Raw genomic sequence first — 24,866 nt, forward strand, 5'->3', positions numbered from 1 at the left:
TCTTAAAAACAGGGCATGGGGAATCATGTACCTTTCCTCATGCCCTAATTGATCAGCATTTGTTTAATTCATTCACGGCCTTTTCAAGTCTATTAAGAGCTTCTACAAGCGTAGCCCTCGGACATGCAATATTCATTCTCATAAATCCGGTACCTTCTATACCAAAAGTTGCCCCGTCATTAAGCCCTAATTTTGCTTTTTCAAAGAAAAATGTCTTCAGCTCCGACTGTGTCATCTGTAAATCACGACAATCCAGCCATAAGAGATAAGTCGCTTCCGGCTCTGCCAGCTTAATCCTTGGTATTCTGTTTCGAATAAAATCAACGATATAATTTTTGTTTTCTTCCAGATAATCCATCATCTCGTCTGCATAGTAATCACACTCCGTGTATGCAGTAATAAATGACAGCATTCCAAAAATAGTTCTTCCATAGTTCTTATTATCCTCGATGATAATCTGGATATTATCTCTCATTTTCTTATTCGGAATAATAGCTGCGCCCGTGCGGAAACCTGCGATATTAAAAGTTTTACTCGGATTAATGAGAACCATACTGTTCTGTGCAAATTCTTCCGATATCGATGCAAACGGAATATGATGATATCCCTTGTATGTAAGATCACAGTGTATTTCATCAGCGATTACAATTACATGATACTTTAAGCATAATTCACCGATTCTCGTCAATTCTTCCAGTGTAAATGCTCTCATGACCGGATTATGAGGGTTGCTCATAAAAAACAGCTTTGTCCTCGGATCCTTTAATTTTTCCTCCAGATCTTCAAAATCAATCTGATATTTTCCATTTTCATCCTGAATCAGTGGATTGGTCAGCAGCTGACAGCCGTTATTTTTTGTAATTGCCTGAAATGGCGGGTATACTGGCGGCTGAATTACGACTTTATCACCGGGATACGCAAATGCTCTAATTGCATACATCAAAAATGGAAGTACACCGTTAGAATACTTTACCCACTCTGGATCTACCTCCCATCCAAACCGTACTTTTTCCCATCTGGCAGCCGCTCTCTCGAATTCAAAACTCTCTACCGGGTAACCAAAGCATGGATGTTCCGCCCTCTTTTGAATTGCCTCTGCAATTTCTTCCGGTACTGCAAAATCGGTATCGGCAATCCACATGGGAATGACATCCTTCGGATAGGAAGGCTCATATTTTTTACACTCCGACACTCTTCGGTCAATCAATTCATCAAAATTATGTTTCATCGTTTTCTCCTTTTCATTCGAACACTGCCCGTTTTGTCTCGCGAAGATCACATCACATATCGGCAAGGGTTCCATTTATCATTAAAGAATTACAAATATAATATATGATGCCGCTACATTGAGCGCATAAGCAACAATCATCGGTACCATATTTCGTTTAATCACATCCGTTATCTCCACCTCAGCTACACCACTGATCGCTATTACACCTCCACAGAACGGGGAAATACATCTTCCGATACCTCCCGCTAAATGCATAGGAACTGCAAATGCAGCAGTCTGCGTACCAAGTGCTTCTCCAATCCCTGGTGTAAGTGGGCCGAATGCAAACCATGGAGCGTTTCCGCTTCCGGTTAAAAGTGCTGTACCAAAAACAATTAAACTGAGCATCACTACTGCAATCAGTGCTGCACCTGTAAGGTTTGATATCCAGCCTGTGAGAATTGTAATGCCTTTTAACTGTGTAATCGCTTCTGCAAAAACACCTGCTGCAACAATGATGATTACAATATTCGTAAAATACTGCCCCATCCATTCAAACACCTTTTTTAAATTTTCTCCAATATGAGCCACACTCTTCGTTACAATCAAATCACAGATGAATACAAAGAAGAACCCAATCAGATTTGCTGTAATGATATCCATATTAATGGTATCAACAAAGCTGAAAATTACGACGAGTGCCAGCGGTATCAGGGGAAATACGCCGTAGAATACAGGTATACCGAAGTCCTTAGGAGAGAATTCTACGATTCCACCGCTGCCAGTCTTCGTCTCACCGTACTCTTTTTTATCCATATATTTAAAATATACGGCATAGAAGACTGCCATAATCAGGATTACCGAGCCTCCTACAAGAATCTCATAATTCATGAAATAATCCATTGGAGAAATTCCCATAACCTCTGTTGCACCGAATATGGCCGAGCTGTCATTTGGTCCCATATCCAGCATTCCTATGGTTATCAGTACCGCTGCAGCACTAACCTTACTGACACCGAGAGAGATCAGGATCGGAAATATCGTAGCCATAAACAGAAGTCCCAGGGAAATCTGACTTGTAATAAATACCTTTAAAATAGAGCCTACGATAAAGACTCCTGCCAAAATCAGATAAGGATTTTTAAGCTTTATCAGAACCTTCCCCGCTGCCGCTGCCAGAACATTGGAAGCCTTCATATGATTCATCAGCATGACGTATCCGGCCACCACCATCAGCCTGATACCTGTTCCCTGAACCGTACTGATAAATTTTGTACGAATCACATCTACTACATCCAAAAAGATATTTCCTGTTGTCTTTTCCCCCAAGACAGATACACCAGTAATTGCCGTAACGACCAGTAAAGCCAGTGTTCCGACAAAAAAGAACACTAATTTGGAATCCATCTTCTTCAAAATCATGACCGCCGCTATGACTATAAACAGCACGGTCAGTGCTACAAACATAAAATCACTCATTTGTACCCTCCTCTTTTGGTTTTAATAATTAGACTGACGTCAGACGTCTGATTACATGGTTAGTATAATCCATATAGTATATTTTGTCAATAAATTTTATCTTTCTTCTTATTTTTTAGGAAATATGCAGTAGCATTTGACATTTTTCGTAACTTCCCCTATACTTACAGTAGTTCAAATGAATGAAATATAAACTTGAGGTTGCTATGTCAAATTTAAAAACTTTATCCGTTTCAGTTGCATCAGCTATTGAAAATCAGATTATTGAAGGGGTTTTAAAACCCGGAGACCAGGTTCCCAGTGAACAGGAACTGATAGAAACATACAATGTAAGTCGTTCCACACTCAGGGAAGCGATCAAATCACTTGTCTCAAAGGGAACTTTGGAGATTCGCCGTGGAAAGGGAACTTTTGTGTGCCAGCTTCCTGGAATGACAGAAGATCCTTTGGGACTAAACTTTATGGGAATTGACAATTTAGATCCCTACCTGTATGAAGCGAGAATTATTTTTGAACCGGAAATCTGCAGTCTCTCTGCCCAACGTGCTACAGACGCAGAGATCAAAATACTCCAAAAGCTATCCGATAGTATCGATGAGCTTGATAAGCAGCTTCAGGGAGAGGAAACTGATGAGACTATTATCAAAAAGCTGTATGAAAAGGATAAGGCGTTCCATATCATGATCTGCCGTACATGTCAGAATCCTGTTTTGGAACGCCTGATGCCAATTATCATACAATCTATATCCTTAAGCTATAACCCTTCTACTTTTAAAAACCGGCTTACAAAAAAACCACGTCAGTCCACTCATAACAAAATATGTAAAGCGATCGCTTCCCACGATAAGGATCAGGCACGCGCACTCATGTATCAGCATCTTTATAATTCTATCAATTAAAAGCGGTCTTGCTTAACGCCACATAACAAAACAAAAATACCGGTTGTGAAATCAAACCGGTATTTTTTAATTTTGTCTTAATTTAGATGTAATTCGTTTCCAAATAGCCGGATTATAATCTGCATACATTCTCCGGTTTTCCCTGTAAATACGCATAGACATTATCAAACTCGATTTTAGCTCTGCGTACCATCGCTTCTTTTGTAGCAAAAGCAACATGGGGTGTAAGAAGGATATTCTTTGTACTGCACAGTGGATAATCCGCAGGTATCGGCGGCTCCATATCAAATACATCGATAGCAGCACCGGCAATTTTACCCTCGTTCAGCGCCTTGGCCAGCGCATCATTGTCCACGATCGGGCCTCTCGCACAATTAATGAGAATTGCGTCTTCCTTCATTTTATTAATTTTATTCCCGTCAAAAAATCCCCTTGTCGTTTCATTTAGAGGAAGATGAAGTGATACAATATCACTTTCCCTTAAAAGCGTATCCATATCCGCAAAGCGAATTCCAGCTTCCTTCCATTCTTCCCTTTCGTGACGTGAATAAGCAAGAACTTCAGCACCAAATGCCTTAAACAGCTTGGCTGTCTTAAAACCGATCTGGCCGCATCCAATGATACCAACGGTTCTGCCGCATATTTCCGTTCCAACCAGACCGGCAGAAGTCCTGCCGTTTCTCACTGCGAAATCTCCCTCCAGAATCTTACGCATCACAGATATCGCCATGCCAATCGATAACTCGGCTACTGACTGATTGGAATAGCCTGCGCAGTTGAGTACCGCGATATTCTTTTCCCTGCAGGCTTCAAGGCCTACGTGATCAATCCCTGTAAATGCTACAGCAATGGCCTTTAAACTGTCACACGCTCGTACCACCTCATTCGGATAGGGATTATTCACTATCATAACAATCTCCTGGCCGGCGGAACGTCTCTTCAGTTCTTCCACATCCGTTGTTTTTGTATCATAGTAGGTGAAGATATGACCTTCCTTTCTCAGCCCCTCTGCAAGGCTGTTAATCATCTCTTCCGGCACGCCGATTGGCTCCAATAAACTGATATTCATTCGTTCTTCCTCCAACTTTTATTTATTCATGTACTGTACCGCATATAATTCTTCTCTACTTCCTCTCCCCCGCCAGCCTCTTCATCTCCCTGGCGTTCTCTCTCACCGCTTCGGTAATCTTCGCACCTCCCAGCAGCCTTGCCAGCTCTTCCACCATCTCCGCCTCCGCCAGCGGCCGGATCGTGGTGGTGGTCCGTCCGTCTGCGGCCGTCTTCGCGATCTCGTAATGCGCATCGGCCATGGCCGCGATCTGCGGTAAGTGGGTGATGCAAATAACCTGATGGTTCTTTGCGATGTAGGAGAGCTTCTCCGACACCATCTGCGCCGTTCTGCCGCTGATTCCCGTGTCAATCTCATCGAAGATCAGAGTGGGGATATCGTCGGTGTCCGCAAGCACGGTCTTGATAGCCAGCATGATTCTCGACAGCTCGCCGCCGGAGGCCACCATGCCCAGAGGCTTTACACTCTCTCCCGGGTTCGTGGAGATCATGAACTCCGCTTCGTCAAATCCGCCGGCGGTAAAGTGGCTTAAACGGGTAAATTCCATGGAAAACTCCACATCGATGAAATTCAAGTCCGTAAGCCCGGCTTTGATCTTCGCCGTCAGCTCCTTCGCCGCAGCCTTTCTCATCTCGGACAGCTGCCCGCAGAGCACCTCCAGCCTGCTTTCCGTCTCTTCCAGCTCCTGCTCCGTCCTCTGCTTTAAGGCATCGTAATCCTCCAGTTCTTCCAGACGCTTCCTCTTATTCTCTAAATTCTCCTGAATCTGCTCCGCCGTCTTCCCGTACTTGGCCTCCAGATTGTGGATTACATCCAGGCGCTCCTCCAGCTCCCGGTACTCCTCCTCATCGAAGGACATGTCCTCCATATACGATGAAATCTCGTGGCTGATATCGCTTAAAATCGCGTCGGCGTCAAACAGCTGATCCCGGATCGCCCCCAGCTTCTCATCGAAGGAAGCCACATGCTCCACCTCTTTTAAGGCGTAATCCAGCGTATCGGTGTTCACTGCCTCATAGGCGGCTGACAGGCTCTCTGCAATCCTTCTGGCGTTGGTAAACAGGCGGTAGCGGGCCGTCAGCTCCTCTTCCTCCCCGTCTTTTACGTTCGCCCCCTCGATCTCATCAATCTCGAACCACAGAAAATCCATCTCCCGCAGGCGGGATTCCTCATCCATGTGAAACGAAGCCACCCGATCCTTAAGCCCGGTATAGTCCGGTACAGGCCGGCAATATTCTGTTTTAGGTCGTGTGATTTTCGCTCGTGGTATTTATCCAGAATTTCCAGATGCTTGTGCTTGTACAGCAGAGACTGATGTTCATGCTGACCATGAATATCGATTAGAAGACCGGTAATCGTCTTAAGCTTTCCGACAGTCACCGTTTCATCGTTGATCTTGCAGAGGCTGCGCGCGGGCATGATTTTCCGGGAAATGATCACGGTTCCGCCCTCATCCGGGCAGACGTCCATCTCCTTCAACACGCGCACCTTGTCCGGCTCCGTTACGGTAAATAAGAGTTCCACATAGGCGTACTCCGCCCCCCTGCGGATAATGTCCTTCGGCACCTTACCGCCCAGCGCCATGGTGACCGAGCCGATGATAATCGACTTTCCAGCCCCCGTCTCACCCGTTAAAATGTTAAGCCCCTCCCCGAATTCGATATCCGCCTTTTCGATCAGGGCCAGGTTCTTCACATGTAATTCTGAAAGCATGGCACGCCTCCTTTATCCTGCGATGAGTTTTTTCAGTTTGTCCATCACCAGAATGGTATCGTCCGCGCTGCGCACTGCGCACATGATCGTATCATCCCCGGCAATACAGCCTACAATTTCACTAAAATGAAGAGCGTCCAGGGCAGCCGCCACGGCCATGGCCATGCCCGAAACAGTCTTGATGACGAGAATGTTCTGCGCCATGTCCATGGACATGTACCCGTCACGCAGAATTCTGATGTACTTGTCAGAAAAGGAGGTCTGGTTCTGAAGCACCACGTACCGCTGCTTTCCGGACTCCGACTGAACCTTTGTCAGCTTCAGCTCCCTGATATCTCTCGATACCGTCGCCTGAGTCACGGCAAATCCGGCCTGGTTTAAGTATTCCGCCAGTTCCTCCTGGGTCTCAATCTCATATTTCCCGATGAGTTCCACAATTTTGCTGTGTCTTTCCAGTTTCATAATGTGCCCTCCTATATGCCAGCCATTTTATTGCGCAGGTTGTCAAGAAATGATACATCCTTTAATTTTATAAGAACGGTCTTCGTCTCCGACCGGTGTATCTCAATGTAATCCCCGGAATGCAGCTCCGCGGCCGTGTCCCCGTCGTAGACGGCAGCCTGGCTCGTTCCCGGGTCGCCAAGTATTTCAATCCGTATCCGCGCGTCAGCGGACATGACGATGCTCCTGGCATTTAATGCGTGGGAACAGATGGGCGTTAAGACCATCAGAGTGGAATCCGGAACTATGATCGGTCCCCCGGCCGACAGATTGTACGCGGTAGATCCCGTGGGGGTGGCTGCGATCAGCCCATCCGCCCGGTACTCATTTAAGAATTCATGGTTGACATAAACCCGAAAATGAAGCATCTTCAACCGTTCGTTTCTCGTGATAACGATCTCGTTCAGCGCGATATCCTCATACAGACGGCCTGTACTGCTGTAGGCCCGCCCGTTTAGCATCATTCGTTCTTCCAGATGATACTCGTCTGCCAGAAGGGCATCCAGAGCCGTATCGATTTCCTCAGTCCTGGAAATCTGTGTTAAGTAACCCAGGGTGCCGCGGTTGATTCCCAGCATGGGAATATTTCTGCCCGCCAAGTCCCTGGCCGCCTGAATCAGGGTTCCGTCTCCGCCGAGAGTAATGATGCATTCCGTCTCCGGCGGCACCATGGAAGCGTCCGTATAATGGTAATCCCCGCCCCGTCTGCCGTCCCCCTTCCCGATCAGACAGGAAGCGCCATGACTGGTCAGATAATCGCGGATCACCTGCGCCGTCTCCTTCGCTCCCTGTTTTTCGGGATTCATGATGATAAAGAACTCTTTCATAACCTCTCCTTATTTTCCCTCGCTCAGTTCCTGATGCGCGGCTTCCACAATTTCCTTCGGTGCCACCGGCACGTCGGGAAAATGCTCTCCTTCCGGATGGTTCTTCAAATAAAGGAGATATTCAATATTGCCCTCCGGCCCCTTGATCGGAGAGTATTCTAAATGAAGCACCTCAAAGCCAATGGAAACCGCATAGGCGATCACCATCTCAATCACTTCCAGATGCACGCTCTTCTCACGTACCACCCCTTTTTTCCCAACCTTCTCACGGCCTGCTTCAAACTGCGGCTTAATAAGGCAGACGATCTCACCGTCTTCCTTCAAAAGCTTCTTCACAGGCTCCAGCACCTTCGTCAGGGAGATGAAGGACACGTCGATGGATGAGAAATCGATCTTTTCCGGGATCTCGTCCGGCGTCACGTAGCGGATATTCGTCTTTTCCATGCAGACTACCCGCTCGTCGTTCCGAAGCTTCCAGGCCAGCTGGCCGTGTCCGACGTCCACGGCATAGACCCTTACAGCCCCGTTCTGAAGCATGCAGTCGGTAAATCCACCGGTGGAAGAGCCTACATCCATACAGGTCTTTCCCTCCAGCATGACTCCAAAATGGCTCATGGCCTTCTCCAGCTTGAGTCCTCCGCGGCTCACATATTTTAAAGTATGGCCCCGCACTTCAATATTCACGGACTCATCGAAGGTAGTTCCGGCCTTATCTTCCTTCTGGCCTTCCACATAGACGATGCCGGACATGATCACAGCCTTCGCCTTCTCCCTGGATTCCGCTAAATTCCGTTTCACTAAAAGCACATCTAATCGTTCTTTCATGCCTTCTTTTCCTCTGTATTGATAGTCTTCCATTCCATATTCTGACGCTCGGTATCGAGATATTCCTTCTTCATCCTCCAGATCACGGAGTCGCTGTCGATGCCCAGACCTTTTCTCAGAAGTGATACATTGCCGTGCTCCACATAGCCGTCCGGAATCGCGATATTCATCACCTTCACGTGCGGATAATGCTCGTGTATATACCGGGTGACCATAAGGCCGTAGCCGCCCTGAAGGACATTCTCCTCCATGGTGACGATCAGCCAGTGTTTTTTCGCAAGACGATCCACCAGCTCCTCGTCAAACGGCTTGACAAACCGGCCGTTGGCCAGCGTACAGCTCCAGCCCTCTGACTTTAGCTTCTCCCGGACGTGCTCTCCTGTGCTCACCATGCTGCCCACGGCCAGAAGGGCAATGTCCTTTTCCTCGTACAGCATCTCGCCCCTGCCGTATTCGACAGGTGCATTAAATTCCTTCAAGCCTCTGTAGGCCTCTCCCCTCGGATAGCGAATGGCAAACGGCCCACCGAAGGACACGGCAAATTCCAGTCCCGCCTTCAGCTCCCATAGATTCTTCGGGGCGAAAATGCTCATATTCGGGATTGCCGATAAGAAGGATAAATCAAAGATTCCCTGATGGGTCTCGCCGTCGCTGCCGACCAGTCCGGCGCGGTCCACGGCAAATACCACCGGCAGATTCTGGATACAGACATCATGCAGAACCTGATCGAAGCCTCTCTGTAAAAAGGATGAGTAGACCGCCACCACCGGCTTCAAACCGCCGGCGGCCATCCCTGCCGCGGAAGTCACCGCGTGCTCCTCCGCGATTCCGACATCAAAGAACCGGTCCGGATAGAGACGGCTGAAGCGCTTGAGTCCGGTTCCGTCCGGCATCGCTGCCGTCACCGCCGTGATCTTTGGGTCTTTTTCCGCCAGCTGGCAGATCGTCTTGGAAAATACGTCCGTATAGCTGGGATTCTTTTTCTCTTTTTTCGATTCCCCTGTGAGCACGTCAAATGGATCCACACCATGGAATCTGGCCGGATTCTTTTCCGCAGGCTCATAGCCTTTTCCCTTTTTCGTGATAACATGGACGAGAACCGCGTGGTCCAGCTTTTTCGCCTCTTTGAGCGCTCTGGCCAGGGCCTTGACATCATGGCCGTCCACCGGTCCCAGATACGTGATTCCCATGTTTTCAAACAGCATTCCCGGAATCAGGAGCTGCTTGATGCCGTTTTTCGTACGGCTGATCTTGTCAATCAGTTCATCTCCGATTACCGGGATTCTGGAAAGGACATTTGTCACATATTTCTTCAGATCCAGGTATCCGTCGCCGGTCCGGATTCCGTTTAAATACCGGGACATTCCCCCGACATTCTCGGAAATGGACATGTTGTTGTCATTTAATATAATGATGAAATTCTTCTTCATGCGGGCAGCGTTATTCAGCGCCTCGTAGGCCATACCGCCGGTTAATGCACCGTCGCCGATCACAGACACGACGAAATGGTCCTGTCCGGAAACATCCCTGGCCTGTGCAAGACCGAGTCCTGCCGAAATAGAAGTAGAACTGTGACCTGTATCAAAGGCGTCGCAGGGGCTCTCCTTCCGTTTCGGGAAGCCGCTCATCCCGCCGTACTGCCGCAAATCGTCAAACTCACCCTTTCTGCCGCTTAAGATCTTATGGGTATACGACTGGTGTCCCACATCCCAGATGATCTTATCCTTCGGCAGATCAAACACGAGATAAATAGCCATGGTCAGCTCCACGACTCCCAGATTGGAAGCCAGGTGCCCTCCGGTCCTGCTGATCTTCCCGATCAGAAAGTCCCGTATCTCCTGTCTCAGTATATCCAGTTCTTTCCCCGTCAGTTTCTTGATATCCTCCGGGCCATTGATTAATTCCAGTATCATAATTTAACCAGATCCTTTTACTTTTCCCGGCTCACCAGCATGTGGATCAATGCCTCCAGGAATTCGTTTTCCCCTGGCAGTTCATGAAGGATTCGGACAGCGTCGTCGGAAATCCGGGCCACGTCCTGTTTTGCCTTCTCAAGCCCCTCCAGGGTCACAGAAGTGGTTTTATTGTTCTTTTCATCGCTGAGTACCGGCTTTCCCAGCACTTCCATACTGCTGGTCACATCCAGGATATCGTCCTGAATCTGAAATGCAACGCCGATGGCCGCGGCCATCTGTTCCACCAGCCGGGTCTCCTCCTCGTCAGCGCCGCCAAGCAGCGCGCCGATCATCATGGAGGCCTCTAAGAGAGCCCCTGTCTTCAAATGGTAGATGAAGTCCAGCTTTTCATGGGGAATAGGTTTATTGGTCAGCTCCACATCCACAGTCTGCCCACCTATCATGCCATAGATTCCTGTTTTCTGCGCCAAAATTCCGATACAGCGGCCCACGACCGCAGGATCCTCCGTCATGGCAAATGCCTTTGCCGCGGTCTCCACCGCGTAAATTAGCAGGCTGTCGCCAGCAAGAACCGCCATGTCGTATCCGTACTTCACCCATGTGGTCGGAAGCCCTCTCCGGAGTTCATCGTTATCCATACAGGGAAGGTCGTCATGAATCAGGGATGAGGTATGGATCATCTCGATGGCCGCCATAAATGGTTCTACCACCTCCTGGCCGCCGCCAAACAACCGATATGTCTCCTCCATCAGCATGGGGCGCAGCCTCTTGCCGCCGGCGCGCACGCTGTAATTCATGGCATCGAGAACGGTCTTCTGGTATCCGTCCGCGGCCGGCAGATAACGCTCCACCACCGCTTCCACTTCCCTCGTTCTGGTCTCCAGCATCTCATTAAAGTTCATGACTTTCACCATCTTCCTCCAGGACAATAATCTGTTTCTCTACCTTGTCTATCTTTTCATTGCAGGATTTCACAAGCTTCATTCCTGCCTCATAATATTTAAAAGATTCCTCCAGAGAGCTCTCGCCGCTTTCCAGCTTACGAATAATCTCCTCCAGCTCCTGAAAGGTCTCCTCAACACTTTTCTCTTTCTTTGCAGCCATTCGCATCTGCCTCCTTACTGTCCGCTGTCTTCTGTCATCTGGCTCCAAGCTCCGCAGCCGCAGTGCCGGAAACCACAGCATCGATCCGTCCATCGCGGATTCTCATCTGAATAAGATCTCCTTTTTTCACCTGTTCCACCGACTCAATCCGTCGGTTCTTATCATTGGTCAAAAAGCCGTAGCCGCCGCCGATCTTCTTGAGAGGAGACAGTCCATCCAGCCTGCTGCTCATAAGCTCCAGGCGATGCCTGTCCCTTACCGCCTGCTTTTCGATGAGCTGCCTTAAACGGCTTTCCGCTTCCACGGCACGGTTCCTGTCTGTCACAATCTGGGAAGCCATCCTGTTTTTCAGCTTCTCTTCCAGATCGGCCGCCCGCTGCCGGTTTTCCCTCACCTGACGGCGTGGGTCAAAAAGTTGAAAACGGAGCCTGAACTGCTCCGTCTGATAGCGGTAACGTTCTAATTTTCTGGCCACGGATTTCCCCAGGGCATCCCGGTATAATTCCACCTGGCCTTCGAACTGGCTGTAATCGAACACCGCCAGTTCCGCCGCCGCGGACGGTGTCGGCGCTCTCATATCCGCCACATAATCTGCGATCGTCACATCGGTCTCATGTCCCACCGCCGAGATCACAGGCGTCTTACAGGCAAAGATGGCGCGCGCCACGATTTCCTCATTAAACGCCCACAAATCCTCGATGGAGCCGCCGCCTCTTCCCACGATGATCACATCCAGTCCCAGGCGGTCCAGCGTCTCAATTCCCTTTACAATGCTGAATTTTGCGTTCTCGCCCTGAACAAGGGCCGGATAGAGATAGAGCTGAACATACGGATTCCTTCGTGCGGAAATGTTCATAATGTCCCGGATCGCCGCGCCTGTCGGGGCTGTTATGATCCCGACCGTCCTGGCGTAGCGCGGGATGGGCTGCTTGTACTCCGGGGAAAACATCCCCATCTCCTCAAGCTCGTCCCTCAGCTTCTGGAACCGTTCGAATAAATCTCCGACGCCCTCCTTTGTGATCTCCTGAGCGTAAAGCTGGTAACGGCCATCCCGCTCATAGACCTCGACGCTGCCCTTCACAATCACCTTCTGGCCTTCCTCCAGCTTAAACGTAAGCCCTTTCCGCTGACCGGCAAACATCACACACGCAATCGCCGCGCCTCTGTCCTTCAGGGTAAAATAAATATGGCCGGACGTATGATACTTACAGTTGGACACCTCGCCCTTAATGGATATGCGGTTCAATGCAAAATCCTGGGCAAACATATTCTTAATATAAGCATTGACCTGTGAAACGGAATATACACTCGCCATAGGCCATTACACCAGTTTCGCCAGAACTCCGTTGATAAACGCCGGGGATTCATTCCCGCCGAACCGTTTCGCCAGTTCTACCGCCTCATTGATCGCTACCTTTTCCGGTACCTCTTCGTCGTATAAAATCTCATATAACGCAAGGCGCAGAATCGTCAGCTCCGCCTTGCCCATTCTCTTCGTCTTCCATCCTTCGGCCACAGCATCGATCTTCTCATCCAGCTCCGGAATCTTCCGCATAACGGCTTCCGCCTTGGCTTTTAAATAGCTTTCATCTTCCGGACTCATCTCCACATCATGAAGAATCTCATCTACCCCTTCCGGAGTCGTCTCATCTTCCTTCGGCTCGTCAAAATACCGGTCTATCTGCTCCTCTTTTTCTTCTGCCGGATAAAAATCGGCACAGAAAAGCATCTTAAAGCAGTGTTCACGCAGTTTACTCCTGGTCATGGGTATGGTCCTCCTGTATAATAATTCGTTTGTTATTTCTTACTGTCTTACCGCGTTCAAAGTTCACAATCCCCGCCCGAAGCGGGGATCCATTCCTTAGCGTATTGGGTTCATTATACCTTAATGCGCATTTTTCTACAATACTTTTCGGGGATTTTATCCCCGGGGGAATCGACGCTCTAATCAGTTTTCCGGCAATTACTTCCATTCTCAGTTTTTATCAGAAAAATTATACATAAAAAGCGCATAAAAAAGACAGGCGGAATGCCTGCCTTTACTTTTACTCAAAAATACCAAAACGGGGTTTAGAGGCAAATACCAAAGTATCCGCCCCTTTTAATAATGAAGTATTTGCAAAAACAGTCCTTCGTCCTGACGAAATGGAAGTCTATCCATCTCCGCTTTGTTTCTGTAATTATCATTATAGTTTAAATTCCCATAAATAACTATTTCATTTCCGCCCTTTTATATCACAATCCTGCCAATCAGCTATCGTTCACTGCCCGTCCCTGCCACAGCTTCCAGGTCTGGTTCCGTCCACCATATACTCTTTGATATTATCCAGCACCTTTTCACTCAGAAGGCCGAATGCCTGTTTCGTCCTGCCTGCGGAATAGTTGACGCAGAATACTCTCGGATGGTTTAAAAGCGCTCCCGTCGGATCGCCGATGGCTCCGGCCGTATCACAGGCAAAGTAGTTATCTCCACCATCCAGCCAGTTCTTTAAATCTTCCGCTTCAAAGGCAGGCCCGATGGAGGTGTTGAACAGGATCTTTCCATTGCCCAGCGCCTTGAATTCCTCCTCGTGCATGAGAATCACGTTCTTATTTAAGCAGGCAAATACCACCTCGGACTGCTCCAGCAGCTCGGTAAGCGGACGATATACCATGCCCTCTGCGTCGTAAGCCGGCTTTCTGCTCCTACTGTAGTAGGAAACCTCGGCGCCCATAAATTTCATGGCCTCGGCGATCATTCCACCGGACACGCCCATTCCCACCATGCCGACCTTGAGTCCCGTGATCTCCACCGGCATCTCCTTCCACATGGGGCGGTCATAGCCATGAAGAAAACGCACCAGCTCGCAGATCACGTATTCCACGACACCTCTGTCGCCATAGTCCCGGATTCCTTTCACGGTAACGCCGTGCTCCTCCGCCCAGGCGATGTCCACGTTGGCGCTCTCTTTGGAATACAGGCTGCAGCACATGCCCACGTAACGGACAGCGGGACAATGTTCAAATACATAGCTGTTGATTTTTGATGTATAGCTGAGCAGGACGCCATCCGCATCTCCGATTCTCCTGATAATTTCATCATCATCCGCCGGCACGTCGTCGTACATGACGACTTCCTCCGCATACTGATGCAGTTCTTTTTCCGCCTCTTCCACCAGGCTTACCGGCTCGATGGCCACTAATTTCTTAAACATATCCTCATCCTCCTTATTTCGTTAAAATACGATTGGTGATACCAGATTGCGAAGAACGGCCACGACACTCCAGCCCGCGATCGCACTGGTGTCAGAGTAGATATCCACGACCGCCTTTACCCCTTTAATCTCCGCCGTGATCTTATGGTCATCACCCACAAATCCGGGTATGCTGTGAATATTTACCTTCGTGTGTTCCGGACCTGTTGTAGCCAGAGAAGCTGCCACTGCCACATTGACCTTGGTCGGCAGAAGCGCGATCGCTTCCTTTGCATTGCCCGCGAATACCTCTGTGCCCTCTGTGTCTGTCATCAAATGGTCTTCAAACAGAGGCGTATTCTTCAGCGATTTCGGCCCCTTCCTCGTCTCAATACCGGAAACCGCATCCCCCATCAGTGAAACCGTCCGAAGCACATCAAAACCGCCCACCGCGCCGGACGCAATATGTACCTTTGTCCCATGCTCCAGGGCTGTGCGCTTTACTTCCTCATAGAAATCCGCGTCCGCAAATGCACCGATCGACAGCACAATGATGCTGGTTCCTGCACAAAGAGCCTTGACGGCCATCCCTTTTACCGCGGCAACAGAGGCCGCCTCGGCTATGTAATCCGGTTTCAGCGCCAGAAGCTCGTCTATATCCGCGCACGGCCTGCATCCTGTTTTTTCCGCCAGAGCCTTCGTCTTCTCCTCATTGCGGCCCGCGATTCCCACCAGCTCGTACTCGTCCAAATAACCGTTTTTCCACGCGTCTGCAATAATTCCGCCCAGATACCCACTACCCAGGATTCCAAGTTTTAATCTGCTCATGATAAACTCCCTTCGGCCGCCTGCTCGGGCGGCAGTCTTTTTTCTTTTTCGTTTCTTCGATTCATTTATTTTAAAAACCGGCCGCGACCTCTGTTCCCCATCGCGGCCGTTTTCCATACCAGCCCAGTATACCATGAAATTTCAGTTCAAGGAACCTCTCTTTTCCTGAGATGTTCCGAATAAAGGAAGCTTACACGCCTTCTCCGTCCGTCTTCACAAGTCCCTCCGGCGTCAGCTCATAAACGGCAGTACAGACCTCTTCGATATATTTCCTGTCATGAGAAATGCTTAATATGGCTCCCTGGTACTGGCGCAGTATCTTTCGGATTACCGGCCCCGACAGCGGGGAGAAATTGCGCGTCGGCTCATCCAGGATCAGGACATCGGCCCCTGACAGGCTCATTTTCAGCAGAAGTACCTTTGCCTTCTGGCCGCCGGAGAGCTCCGACATCGGATGATTCATTTCATCGACGGTGTATTTCATAGAGCCCAGATACGTCCGGATGCGTGTCGTCTCTTCCTTGTCACCGGTCACGGACAGAAATTCCACAGGCGTCCGGTCCAGCTCCAGAAGGTCCTCATAATTCTGCGGCATATAACAGGCCCGGATATCGGTCCGGCTTAAAAGCTCCTCCTTCATCTGTTTCAGCAGCGTCGTCTTGCCAGCGCCGTTTTTTCCGGTAATACAGACCCGCTCTCCGCCTTTTATCCGCAGAAATACATGTTCCGCCAGAAGACGCGGTTCCTCTTCTCCCGAGGATGGTGTAAGGAGCCGGTCCAGGGAATATTCCAGAACGGTTTTTCCGGCGGGCATTTTTACCTTTTCACCCAGCTTAAAGAAGATCGCATCCTCAGTCTCCGGTATCTCCGTTTTGTCTAGAGCCTCCCGTTCATACCTCTTTTCCAGAGATTTTACCGCTTTCATCTTCTTTTTCAGCAGGTATCCGCCGTGTGGGTTCTGACGGCTTATGCTGTTCAAATCGTGATCCACCGCCTGCTCGATTCTACGGAATTTCTCCTGCCGTTTCTTCTCTTCCCTGCGCTCACTTAACGCCTGCTGTTCCTGACTGGCCAGCTGCGCCGCACGGTTTGCCGCATACTGGCGGTAGCTGGTTTTTGCTATGCTGTAGCGGCTTTCCGTTTTACGCTTCAGCTGTTCGATATGGATTACCACATTGGCGGTCCGCTCAATCAGCGTCTCATCGTGGGAGATAAACAACACGGGCTGTACCGCTTCGAGAATCAGCTTTTCCAGCCATTCCAGCGTCTCGATGTCAATGTCATTGGACGGCTCATCCAGAAGCAGGACGGTGGGCTGTGCCATGAGAAGCCGCGCCATCTGCGCTTTTACCTTTTCACCGCCGGAAAGCGTACTCATCTTCTGGTCCCGGTAGAAGAAATCCGTGGGCAGCTTCAGCTGTCCGGCCAGATGGGTCAGCTCTCTGGGCGTCTGCATCCCAAAGGCATCCTCCCCGCAAAAATATTCATAGACTGTCTTTTCTTTCTCCTCCGCTGGCAGTTCCTGGGGCAGATAGCCCGGATGCTCTCCCGTACAGATCCGTTCGCCCTGCGCCTCCGCATAGCCTTCGATCAATTCGGGATCGTAAATCCATTTTAACAGGGTGCTCTTTCCATTTCCCTCTTCCCCGATCAAAACTACCTTATCCCCGGGGTTCAGCACAAAGCTGAAATCCTTTAATATGACTCTGAAATCCTTTTTATGCGTTATTGTCAATTGTTTTATCTGTAACATAAAAATCCCTCCCGGCCAAACGTCCGGAAGGGATTAAAGATTCTATACGTATGAGGAAACGCGCGCAGAACAAAGCCTGCACAAACTCATGTCTGTACGGAATTTTCCCTGATGACCGGACGAAATGGCATAGAATACAGGGCACCGTCTCCGCACTTACGTGGGGGAGCATGCCTGTTACCTCAGTGTTTCTCAGCCTTTTCTTCGTCATTATTTTGTCATCATCTTCCGACAGAACCTTCTTTCCTACTACAATATATTTATGGTTAATATTCCTTACAGCCAGTAAGGACTTATCCATCTTGTTGCTTAAGCTGTTATAATGATGGAGCAATCGGTATATCGGCTTCCTTTCCTGGACTTTGCGTCCGTAAAAACAGACTGATAACCAGCTCCTCATTCGCAGCGTTCGTTTTATGCAGGTTGAACTGCCTCCGGTACGTTCGTGTCACACCACAGTAGATTGAATAGGCAATGAGTAAAACTGGTACTTATCCATTGCAATAATCTTAAGGAGTGACAAGTTTATGAATATGAACGCAGTAGGTATTGATGTTTCCAAAGGCAAGAGCATGGTTGCTATTCTTCGCCCTTATGGCGAGATTGTTTCTTCACCGTTTGAAATCAAACATACATCTTCTAACATCCAATCTCTGATTGAACGGATTAATTCTATCGAAGGTAACTCCCGCATCGTTATGGAGCATACTGGCCGTTATTACGAACCACTTGCCCGTCAGCTTTCTCTTGCTGGCCTTTTTGTGACTGCTGTAAATCCTAAGCTCATTAAAGATTTCGGAAATAATTCTCTCCGTAAAGTAAAATCGGATAAAGCTGATGCTGTAAAAATAGCCCGTTATACACTTGACAACTGGATTGATTTGAAACAGTATAGTCTTATGGACGAACTACGCAATCAATTAAAAACTATGAACCGTCAGTTTGGGTTCTATATGAAACACAAAACAGCTATGAAGAATAACCTCATCGGTATCCTCGATCAGACTTACCCTTGTGTTAATACTTTCTTTGATAGCCCTGCCCGTGAGGACGGCAGCCAGAAGTGGGTTGATTTTGCCACTACATACTGGCATGTGGACTGTGTCCGTAAACTGTCATTAAACGCATTTGTCGGCCATTATCAGAAATGGTGCAAACGCAGGATGTACAACTTCAGCAAAGACAAGGCTGAAGAAATCTATGGAGCTGCCAAAGAGCTTGTTCCTGTACTTCCGAAAGATGATTTAACCAAGCTGATTGTGAAACAGGCCATAGAACAATTAAACACTGCTTCCAGGACCGTGGAAGAACTCCGTACCCTGATGAATGAAACTGCCTCTAAGCTGCCTGAATATCCCGTTGTCATGGAAATGAAAGGCGTTGGCCCATCACTTGGCCCTCAGCTTATGGCTGAAATCGGAGATGTTACACGCTTCACCCATAAAGGAGCTATCACCGCATTTGCCGGTGTGGATCCAGGCGTAAATGAATCAGGAACTTATGAACAGAAAAGCGTTCCAATTTCCAAGCGAGGCTCATCTTCCCTTAGAAAGACTTTGTTCCAGGTCATGGACTGTCTCGTCAAAACAAAGCCGCAGGATGACCCTGTATATGCGTTTATTGACAAGAAACGGGCTCAGGGAAAACCTTACTATGTCTACATGACCGCAGGTGCTAATAAGTTTCTGCGTATCTATTACGGAAGAGTAAAAGAATATCTTATGTCTCTTCCAGAATAAAGAATGCCACAACCTTTCAGACCAGCGGATAACGGTGGTCTATTTGTTGTACTTGAAATTTCATCAACAATAACTCTTAAAAACTTTTCATTATACTATTGACTTTTTATTTGCAGGCTGTTTTTATTTTTTTACTTGGTGCTATCCGCAGTATACGACAGGGTGGTGAATTTGTCAAGGGGCTTCACCGGCCGGAAGCGTTATTTCACACGCACCGCCACCTTCACAACGTAATCCGCTGTATCCCTGACCGTCAGTTCATCGAGGAGAAGGTCCTCATACCACATCTCATCCAGGCGGATCCCCTGTTGTTCAGCGAAATCCCGAATAACCGGATACGCCTTTCCCATGTCTCCGTCGTACCCCCGGTAATACAGTTCCACGTAGGTTCCCGCCGGCTTCACATACGGTTTCAGCGCCGAAATGCGCTTATCCAGCCGCGTATAGACACTCCGGTAGCGGTCGTATTTCCCCGCCTCTAAGTCTCTGCCCAGACAGACTGCGCCCACGGCGTTCATGCTGATATGGTACTGCTCGCAGACCCTGACATGGTGTGCGATCTCCTCCGCCAGCTTCCGTTCCCCCGTGATATTCACCTCGGAAGAAAATAAGTATTCCTGGCCTCTCTCCGCCAGCTTCGGCTTATCCACCTCAGCCTCCAGCGCCTCCTTAATCGTCGTTCTCTCCCACTCCATAAAACGCTTCATATTTTTCAGCCGCTCAATCTCCTGGTCGATCTCCGCATCCTTCTGATCCACCAGCGCCAGGAAATGCTCCGGTGACCGGGTCTCCATATACTCCCTGATCTCACTGAGAGGCATCCCCAGCTTCTGCAATGCCCGAATCACCTCAAACGTATCCATCTGCCACACAAAATAATACCGGTAATTATTCTCCTCATCCTTCACCGCCGGCGAAAACAGACCAATCTCATCATAGTGAAACAGCGTATGCTTCTTAACCCCTAAAATCTTCGCGAACTCGCCTGTTGTAAAATATAACTCCGACTGTTTTTCCATATTTTGATTCCTCTGTTACCGTTCACAGACCGGGAAGCGGAGACCGGCAGGGCTGTGAGCTGCAACATTCCTTTCTATATACAAAGTTTTTCTGCTTGACTATCGGCCTACCCTATACCCTATGATAATCCATGCGGCTGAAATTTACAAGAAAATCAGGAGAAATACTATGAATTATTCACTGGCAAAAAAATTTACATTTGGTTCCCTCATGATGTTTGCACTGCCGACGACCATCATGATGATTTTTACCTCCCTCTATACGATTATTGACGGGGTCTTTGTATCGCGTTTCGTCGGGACCAATGCGCTTTCATCCATCAATATCGTTTATCCGGCCATTAATATCGTGCTCGGCATTGCGGTCATGTTTTCAACCGGCAGCTGCGCCATCGTTGCAAAGAAGATGGGCGAAGGAAAAGCAGAGGAGGCACGGGCTGCCTTTACTTCTATTATATATTTGAATATCATTGTCGGAGCCGTAACGGCGGTTCTCGGCAATCTCTTTGCTGCACCGATCGTACGGCTCCTGGGAGCCAGCGACCTGCTTATGAGCGACTGTATTACTTATATGAGATGGCAGATGGCCTTTGCTCCGGCGCTGATGCTTCAGATTCTGTTTCAGATGTATTTTATCACGGAGGGACGGCCCGGACTGGGACTTTTTCTCACGATTCTGGCCGGCTTAAGCAACGCGGTTCTGGATTATATTCTCATCGTCCCTCTAAAGCTGGGCGTGGCTGGCGCGGCTATTGCAACCGTTACCGGCTACATGATCCCCGCGGTATTCGGTCTGATCTACTTTGCTGTTTCCCGCAAGGCACTGTGGCTCGTAAAGCCCCGTCTTTCTGCGGCAGAATTAAAGGAAACACTGATTAACGGTTCCTCGGAAATGGTGACCAATTTATCCTCCGGCATTATCACGTTCCTGTTCAACCTCCTGATGATGCACTACGCAGGAGAAGACGGCGTCGCGGCCATCACCATTATCCAGTACTCCCAGTTCCTGTTAAATGCATTGTACATGGGATTTTCACAGGGCGTCTCACCCGTCATCAGCTACAATTACGGCAGCCGCAATACGAAGCAGCTGAAGCAGGTGTTTAAGACCTCCCTGATCTTTACAGGTGTCACTTCGTTCCTCGTATTTGCCACAGCACAACTGGCTGGCGGGATTATCGTAACGATTTTCGCACACCCCGGCACAGCCGTATACGATCTGGCCCGCCACGGATTCATGGTGTTCTCTTTCGGCTACTTATTTTCCGGAGTCAACATCTTTTCGTCGGCCCTGTTCACCGCTTTATCTAACGGCAGGGTATCGGCTGTGATTTCCTTCGTGCGCACGCTGTGCCTGATCGTCTTATGCTTACTGCTCCTTCCTCTTATTATGGGGCTTGACGGAGTCTGGCTTGCCGTTCCGGTAGCAGAAGCAGGAGGGTTCCTGCTCTGCCTTTTCTTCCTGAGGAAGCATGCAAAAACATACAGTTATATTTGATTTATGCATACTGCGCTCATACAAAACAGGTCAGCATTTTCGAAGTTGAAAAACAACTGAAAATGCTGACCTGTTTGCATTACGATCAGTCTCTTCCTAACCTCCGGTCTCTCAATCCCGCGCTTGTCCTACGGTCAGTTTATACCACCCGATCAGAAGGACACCCACAAGCACCACTGCGTCCGCAGTCAGAATCGTGGTCACATTTTGCATCATTCCATTCACGTAAAAGATTGTAAATGCTTCTACTGATAATATGACAAAACACAGGCAGTTGGTAACGTAATCGCAGATGGTATCACTGAAGCAGAACAGACGGAGTGTCAGCCATCTCCATATAAACTGACGTAAAAAAAATCTTATGATGATACAGGCGGCAGGATATACAAAAATAAATGCTTTTCCAATCTGACGGCTTATTTCGCCGTTATTCCACTGTATCGGCACCTGGGACGGCAAATTCGGATATGCAAGCAGCGCAAGCAGGAAGCACACCGCTGTGATTCCACCCCATGCCAGCAATCCACCCCACAGATACAGGAAACCGACCGAATCCAGCCGAAAGACCTTACTGTTATTTTTCCAATATTCTTCCAGCTCTGTCACGTATGCTTCCACCTCTAAATCTTCATACGTCATTTCCTTTTCTGTAAGCATCTTTTTACATATATAATGGTATTTCTCCAGATCTGCGATTTGGCTCTCCAGCGCATCCGCTTGTCTTTCAAGGACCACCTGCAGGGATACCTCGTGATCGATTATTCGGTGAATATTTTCCAGTGAGATTCCTAATGTTCGTAAGTATGCTATTTTTTTGATATTCTGTACATCCTCTTCCGTATACTCCCGGTATCCATTCCTGTTATTTCTGACAGGATGGATCAGTTTTTCTTTTTCGTAGAAACGGACACTGGAACGTACAATCCCTGTTTTTTCTTCCACTTCCTTAATTGTCATGTCGTCTTTTCTCCCTTTTTTGCTGTTTACTATAAGGTATAAACAGGGTTTACAGTCAATAGCTTATGCATAAATTGTTTGAAATACTTATATTTGACGAAAAAAGGAGCCTTCTACTCCTGCCCGGTATGGTCAGGCATGGAAAGCAGAAGACTTCCCGTTATGATGATCAGCGCAGCCGCGCTTGCCGAACAGAACACGGAGGCAGCAAACGCGCGTATCATCTCCACATCCCACCGGGTCTTTGGCAGCATGGCTATGTCAAAGAGATTCTCTTTTACCTGTGTGAATTTTTCCGCATAGAAGGAAAAATCCGACCACCGGGATGGAATAAACTCTCCCGGAAAACGGAAGCCATACCAGAGCAGAGCTGCCGCACCTCCGGCCATCACCGCAAAGAATAAAACTTTCCGCAGCCAGTTTCGGTATTTTGCATGTTTTTCCGTTTTGCCTCTCCGCCCAGCCTGCCGCATATCAAATTTTTTCAAACGCCGCGAACGCCGCATCAAAATCCAGAACCAGATAAGCAGGGCCCATCCGGGCAGCGTGCAGCAAAACCTTACCATGGCATAGTAAATACTCCCATTAATTCTGATTTCATGTCCCGGCAGTCCGAAGCGCATGATCATCTCTTCCGCCTGCCCCTCAAGTCCCTCCTGACCGGAGTAAGAAAAGGAGACGTTGGGAAAAAACTCCGTCTCCAGCCGTTTTGCCGGAAGCATCACCATGGGATAGGAGGCGGCCGTCACTCCCCGAATGACAAAGCGTTTCCCCTTTACGGAGATCCAGCTGCCGGTCACATCGGTGGAGCCGAACAGTTCCCATGCCGTTTTACTGCTGACGACACAGCCTTCCTCATCATCTCCAAAGCCATACGTGCCGGCCACCAGCCGGTCCTTCACGATCTGATCCATCTCTCCCCGGACCATGATGCAGGTGACATCCTGCTTAAAGTTCAGCACCGGATTCCTGGCCTCCACATAGTACTCCACATTCCATGCCGCGGTCTCCGGGAAGCTCTCATCTTCAGGCTTTAACCCGGCTTCTTTTATTTGCTCCAAAGCCTGCCGGGACACCCCCTGTCCGTGGTAACGGATCTGGATATCACCGGCGTATGGCTCTATCTTCTCTCCCTGCCACAGGGAAATTCCCCACAGAACCGCCGACAGAAGCACTGCCAGAAACACGGTTTTTACTCTGGCTGCTCTGCCCGTTCTGATCCATGTCTTAAACCTGTTCATCGTTCTCTCACTCTCCGGATATTCTGACACGGTCGCCTGCCTCGATGATCCTGCTGCTGGATACGATCAGCTGGTCCGTATTGCTGAATGCACCCTGTACAGCCGCCTGGGTGCTGCTCTTTTCCAGTAATTCCACGGGAATCTTTTCCGCGGTCAGCTCTTCGCCGAGTATCGTCTTCTGCGGTTTTACCACCAGGATGTAGTAACCATCCGATTCCTGCCTGAGCCCTGCGATGGGAATGACCTGAGTGTACTGCCGGGATGTCAGATTAAGCGAAAATGCGGCCGTTGCCCCCAGAACCCCCGTGTCCTCCTGGACCGATGCGGTAAAATGCGCCTGTTCTTCCTCCGATAAGAAGTCCACGCTGTCCACCACCGCCTCATACGTTCGCCTGGACTCTCCGTACTGCAGGTTTATCTTCGTTCCCGCCGTAATCAGTTCACCCAGCTTTTTTTCTACCGTTCCCTCGAATTTCAGCCTTCCGTCACCTATGGCCACAAGCTCATCACCCGTCACGGTCTTTCCCGGGACGACGGCCAGCTCTGTCACCACACCGGATACCGGAGCCGTCACTTCACCGGAGGCTGCCTCCAGGGCTTCCAGGGCTTTTAACTGCTCCTCCGCCTTTGTAATATCCAGCTGCTTCACCTGGCGGTCCAGGCCGGAGGCGGTCTGCTCCTTTTGATTTTCGGCGGCCGTCACCGCATCCCTGGCCCGCGCGTTGGATACCGCAAGTTCAGCCTGGCTGAGCGCTTCTTCCAAATTCCTCACGCTCTTCTCTCCGGCCTTGATCTGTGCCTCCACCGCTTCCACCGAGGACTCATAGCTGCTCTTTAGCGCTTCCGCCGCGGTTCTCCTACCGGCACTGACATCGCCGTAATCTTCCTCCGCGCTGTTTAAGGCCGCTTTCGCCTCCTCCACGTTAAGCGACTGCTCTTCCCGCACCTCTTCCAGGTCCTCATTTGCCCGGTCCAACGCTTTTCTGGCTTTCAGGATCTCCTCGTCTGAAGCCCCTTCTTCTTCCAGACGGTCCAGCTTCTCCTCGCAGTCGGTCACCTCGCGCTCCGCTTTCTTGACCGCGCTCTCCTTCTTCGCCACAGCCGCATCGTAGGCC

The 24,866-nt window shown here is 49.2% G+C and carries 21 protein-coding genes and 1 pseudogene; 3 read left to right on the forward strand and 19 right to left on the reverse strand.

Translation table 11 applies throughout. The features are described from left to right. Nucleotides 1-52: 52 nt before the first annotated feature. Entirely contained in the window at nt 53-1,228 is a 1,176-nt protein-coding gene (locus tag ACLTD4_RS06815; protein WP_117633946.1) for a MalY/PatB family protein, read from the reverse strand. Nucleotides 1,229-1,309: 81 nt separating this feature from the next. Next, on the reverse strand, nt 1,310-2,689 hold the full coding sequence (gene dcuC, locus ACLTD4_RS06820; RefSeq protein ID WP_117633945.1) for a C4-dicarboxylate transporter DcuC: 1,380 nt from the start codon (nt 2,687-2,689) through the stop codon (nt 1,310-1,312). A 206-nt stretch (nt 2,690-2,895) separates the two neighbouring features. Between dcuC and ACLTD4_RS06825 the strand changes: the two genes are divergently transcribed. Then, nucleotides 2,896-3,588: a FadR/GntR family transcriptional regulator gene (locus ACLTD4_RS06825; protein WP_051364641.1), complete on the forward strand. Its 693-nt coding sequence runs from the start codon at nt 2,896-2,898 to the stop codon at nt 3,586-3,588. Between the two features lie 112 nt (nt 3,589-3,700). Here the strand turns inward: ACLTD4_RS06825 and ACLTD4_RS06830 are convergent, their stop codons facing one another. From ACLTD4_RS06830 to ACLTD4_RS06890, 13 genes and pseudogenes are all read right to left on the reverse strand, one after another. Next, the gene (locus tag ACLTD4_RS06830; RefSeq protein ID WP_117633943.1) at nt 3,701-4,657 is read right to left on the reverse strand and encodes a 2-hydroxyacid dehydrogenase; all 957 of its coding nucleotides are present in this window, start codon (nt 4,655-4,657) and stop codon (nt 3,701-3,703) included. Between the two features lie 55 nt (nt 4,658-4,712). Next, nucleotides 4,713-6,370 (reverse strand): annotated as a pseudogene (recN, locus tag ACLTD4_RS06835) (DNA repair protein RecN). A gap of 12 nt (nt 6,371-6,382) precedes the next feature. Next, nucleotides 6,383-6,832 carry an arginine repressor gene (gene argR, locus ACLTD4_RS06840; protein WP_055656502.1) on the reverse strand — a complete coding sequence of 150 codons (450 nt, stop codon included), beginning with the start codon at nt 6,830-6,832 and terminating at the stop codon, nt 6,383-6,385. An 11-nt stretch (nt 6,833-6,843) separates the two neighbouring features. Next, nucleotides 6,844-7,698 (reverse strand): NAD(+)/NADH kinase, encoded by an 855-nt coding sequence (locus tag ACLTD4_RS06845; protein WP_110321435.1) that lies wholly within the window; start codon nt 7,696-7,698, stop codon nt 6,844-6,846. A 9-nt stretch (nt 7,699-7,707) separates the two neighbouring features. Beyond that, the gene (locus tag ACLTD4_RS06850; protein ID WP_055656506.1) at nt 7,708-8,523 is read right to left on the reverse strand and encodes a TlyA family RNA methyltransferase; all 816 of its coding nucleotides are present in this window, start codon (nt 8,521-8,523) and stop codon (nt 7,708-7,710) included. Next, nucleotides 8,520-10,436, reverse strand: a complete 1,917-nt coding sequence (gene dxs / locus ACLTD4_RS06855) for a 1-deoxy-D-xylulose-5-phosphate synthase (RefSeq protein ID WP_117633941.1) — start codon at nt 10,434-10,436, stop codon at nt 8,520-8,522. The genes ACLTD4_RS06850 and dxs overlap by 4 nt, the downstream gene beginning before the upstream one ends. Nucleotides 10,437-10,453: 17 nt before the next feature. Beyond that, a complete protein-coding gene (locus ACLTD4_RS06860) occupies nt 10,454-11,341 on the reverse strand; it encodes a polyprenyl synthetase family protein (RefSeq protein ID WP_412331209.1) in 888 nt (295 codons plus the stop codon). Further along, nucleotides 11,331-11,543, reverse strand: coding sequence for an exodeoxyribonuclease VII small subunit (xseB, locus tag ACLTD4_RS06865; RefSeq protein ID WP_002601005.1), 213 nt, complete (start codon nt 11,541-11,543; stop codon nt 11,331-11,333). The genes ACLTD4_RS06860 and xseB overlap by 11 nt, the downstream gene beginning before the upstream one ends. 34 nt (nt 11,544-11,577) lie before the next feature. Continuing rightward, the gene (gene xseA / locus ACLTD4_RS06870; protein WP_117633939.1) at nt 11,578-12,858 is read right to left on the reverse strand and encodes an exodeoxyribonuclease VII large subunit; all 1,281 of its coding nucleotides are present in this window, start codon (nt 12,856-12,858) and stop codon (nt 11,578-11,580) included. 6 nt (nt 12,859-12,864) lie between these two features. Beyond that, a complete protein-coding gene (gene nusB, locus ACLTD4_RS06875; RefSeq protein ID WP_117633938.1) occupies nt 12,865-13,308 on the reverse strand; it encodes a transcription antitermination factor NusB in 444 nt (147 codons plus the stop codon). Between the two features lie 496 nt (nt 13,309-13,804). Next, the gene (locus ACLTD4_RS06880; RefSeq protein WP_117633937.1) at nt 13,805-14,737 is read right to left on the reverse strand and encodes an NAD(P)-dependent oxidoreductase; all 933 of its coding nucleotides are present in this window, start codon (nt 14,735-14,737) and stop codon (nt 13,805-13,807) included. Nucleotides 14,738-14,758: 21 nt separating this feature from the next. After that, nucleotides 14,759-15,544: an aspartate dehydrogenase domain-containing protein gene (locus ACLTD4_RS06885; protein WP_117633965.1), complete on the reverse strand. Its 786-nt coding sequence runs from the start codon at nt 15,542-15,544 to the stop codon at nt 14,759-14,761. Nucleotides 15,545-15,734: 190 nt separating this feature from the next. Then, nucleotides 15,735-17,297 (reverse strand): ATP-binding cassette domain-containing protein, encoded by a 1,563-nt coding sequence (locus tag ACLTD4_RS06890; RefSeq protein ID WP_117633936.1) that lies wholly within the window; start codon nt 17,295-17,297, stop codon nt 15,735-15,737. Nucleotides 17,298-17,830: 533 nt separating this feature from the next. On the opposite strand from ACLTD4_RS06890, the gene ACLTD4_RS06895 reads away from it, so the two are divergent. After that, the gene (locus tag ACLTD4_RS06895; RefSeq protein WP_181988592.1) at nt 17,831-19,036 is read left to right on the forward strand and encodes an IS110 family transposase; all 1,206 of its coding nucleotides are present in this window, start codon (nt 17,831-17,833) and stop codon (nt 19,034-19,036) included. 200 nt (nt 19,037-19,236) lie between these two features. Here ACLTD4_RS06895 and ACLTD4_RS06900 read toward each other — a convergent pair whose 3' ends face one another. Further along, complete coding sequence (locus tag ACLTD4_RS06900; protein WP_002601027.1) at nt 19,237-20,055, reverse strand: MerR family transcriptional regulator; 819 nt, start codon at nt 20,053-20,055, stop codon at nt 19,237-19,239. A 169-nt stretch (nt 20,056-20,224) separates the two neighbouring features. On the opposite strand from ACLTD4_RS06900, the gene ACLTD4_RS06905 reads away from it, so the two are divergent. Further along, entirely contained in the window at nt 20,225-21,553 is a 1,329-nt protein-coding gene (locus ACLTD4_RS06905; protein ID WP_117633933.1) for an MATE family efflux transporter, read from the forward strand. Nucleotides 21,554-21,664: 111 nt separating this feature from the next. Here ACLTD4_RS06905 and ACLTD4_RS06910 read toward each other — a convergent pair whose 3' ends face one another. The 3 genes from ACLTD4_RS06910 to ACLTD4_RS06920 all read right to left on the reverse strand — a co-directional run. Then, nucleotides 21,665-22,510, reverse strand: coding sequence for a MerR family transcriptional regulator (locus ACLTD4_RS06910; RefSeq protein WP_117633932.1), 846 nt, complete (start codon nt 22,508-22,510; stop codon nt 21,665-21,667). A 113-nt stretch (nt 22,511-22,623) separates the two neighbouring features. Beyond that, nucleotides 22,624-23,751, reverse strand: coding sequence for an ABC transporter permease (locus tag ACLTD4_RS06915; RefSeq protein WP_118519128.1), 1,128 nt, complete (start codon nt 23,749-23,751; stop codon nt 22,624-22,626). Between the two features lie 7 nt (nt 23,752-23,758). Continuing rightward, a partial coding sequence (locus ACLTD4_RS06920) for an HlyD family efflux transporter periplasmic adaptor subunit (protein ID WP_412331208.1) occupies nt 23,759-24,866 on the reverse strand: 1,108 nt, incomplete at its 5' end.

This window comes from Hungatella sp. (assembly GCF_046966825.1).

Bases quoted from the DNA above. Each gene is read 5' to 3' on its own strand.
- dxs (WP_117633941.1), bottom strand. From the start codon at position 10,436: ATGATACTGGAATTAATCAATGGCCCGGAGGATATCAAGAAACTGACG.
- ACLTD4_RS06850 (WP_055656506.1), bottom strand. From the start codon at position 8,523: ATGAAAGAACGATTAGATGTGCTTTTAGTGAAACGGAATTTAGCGGAA.
- ACLTD4_RS06890 (WP_117633936.1), bottom strand. From the start codon at position 17,297: ATGTTACAGATAAAACAATTGACAATAACGCATAAAAAGGATTTCAGA.
- ACLTD4_RS06860 (WP_412331209.1), bottom strand. From the start codon at position 11,341: ATGAACTTTAATGAGATGCTGGAGACCAGAACGAGGGAAGTGGAAGCG.
- ACLTD4_RS06880 (WP_117633937.1), bottom strand. From the start codon at position 14,737: ATGTTTAAGAAATTAGTGGCCATCGAGCCGGTAAGCCTGGTGGAAGAG.
- ACLTD4_RS06905 (WP_117633933.1), top strand. From the start codon at position 20,225: ATGAATTATTCACTGGCAAAAAAATTTACATTTGGTTCCCTCATGATG.
- ACLTD4_RS06910 (WP_117633932.1), bottom strand. From the start codon at position 22,510: ATGACAATTAAGGAAGTGGAAGAAAAAACAGGGATTGTACGTTCCAGT.
- ACLTD4_RS06895 (WP_181988592.1), top strand. From the start codon at position 17,831: ATGAACGCAGTAGGTATTGATGTTTCCAAAGGCAAGAGCATGGTTGCT.
- ACLTD4_RS06900 (WP_002601027.1), bottom strand. From the start codon at position 20,055: ATGGAAAAACAGTCGGAGTTATATTTTACAACAGGCGAGTTCGCGAAG.
- ACLTD4_RS06825 (WP_051364641.1), top strand. From the start codon at position 2,896: ATGTCAAATTTAAAAACTTTATCCGTTTCAGTTGCATCAGCTATTGAA.
- nusB (WP_117633938.1), bottom strand. From the start codon at position 13,308: ATGACCAGGAGTAAACTGCGTGAACACTGCTTTAAGATGCTTTTCTGT.
- xseA (WP_117633939.1), bottom strand. From the start codon at position 12,858: ATGGCGAGTGTATATTCCGTTTCACAGGTCAATGCTTATATTAAGAAT.
- ACLTD4_RS06885 (WP_117633965.1), bottom strand. From the start codon at position 15,544: ATGAGCAGATTAAAACTTGGAATCCTGGGTAGTGGGTATCTGGGCGGA.
- ACLTD4_RS06915 (WP_118519128.1), bottom strand. From the start codon at position 23,751: ATGAACAGGTTTAAGACATGGATCAGAACGGGCAGAGCAGCCAGAGTA.
- argR (WP_055656502.1), bottom strand. From the start codon at position 6,832: ATGAAACTGGAAAGACACAGCAAAATTGTGGAACTCATCGGGAAATAT.
- xseB (WP_002601005.1), bottom strand. From the start codon at position 11,543: ATGGCTGCAAAGAAAGAGAAAAGTGTTGAGGAGACCTTTCAGGAGCTG.
- ACLTD4_RS06845 (WP_110321435.1), bottom strand. From the start codon at position 7,698: ATGAAAGAGTTCTTTATCATCATGAATCCCGAAAAACAGGGAGCGAAG.
- ACLTD4_RS06830 (WP_117633943.1), bottom strand. From the start codon at position 4,657: ATGAATATCAGTTTATTGGAGCCAATCGGCGTGCCGGAAGAGATGATT.
- dcuC (WP_117633945.1), bottom strand. From the start codon at position 2,689: ATGAGTGATTTTATGTTTGTAGCACTGACCGTGCTGTTTATAGTCATA.
- ACLTD4_RS06815 (WP_117633946.1), bottom strand. From the start codon at position 1,228: ATGAAACATAATTTTGATGAATTGATTGACCGAAGAGTGTCGGAGTGT.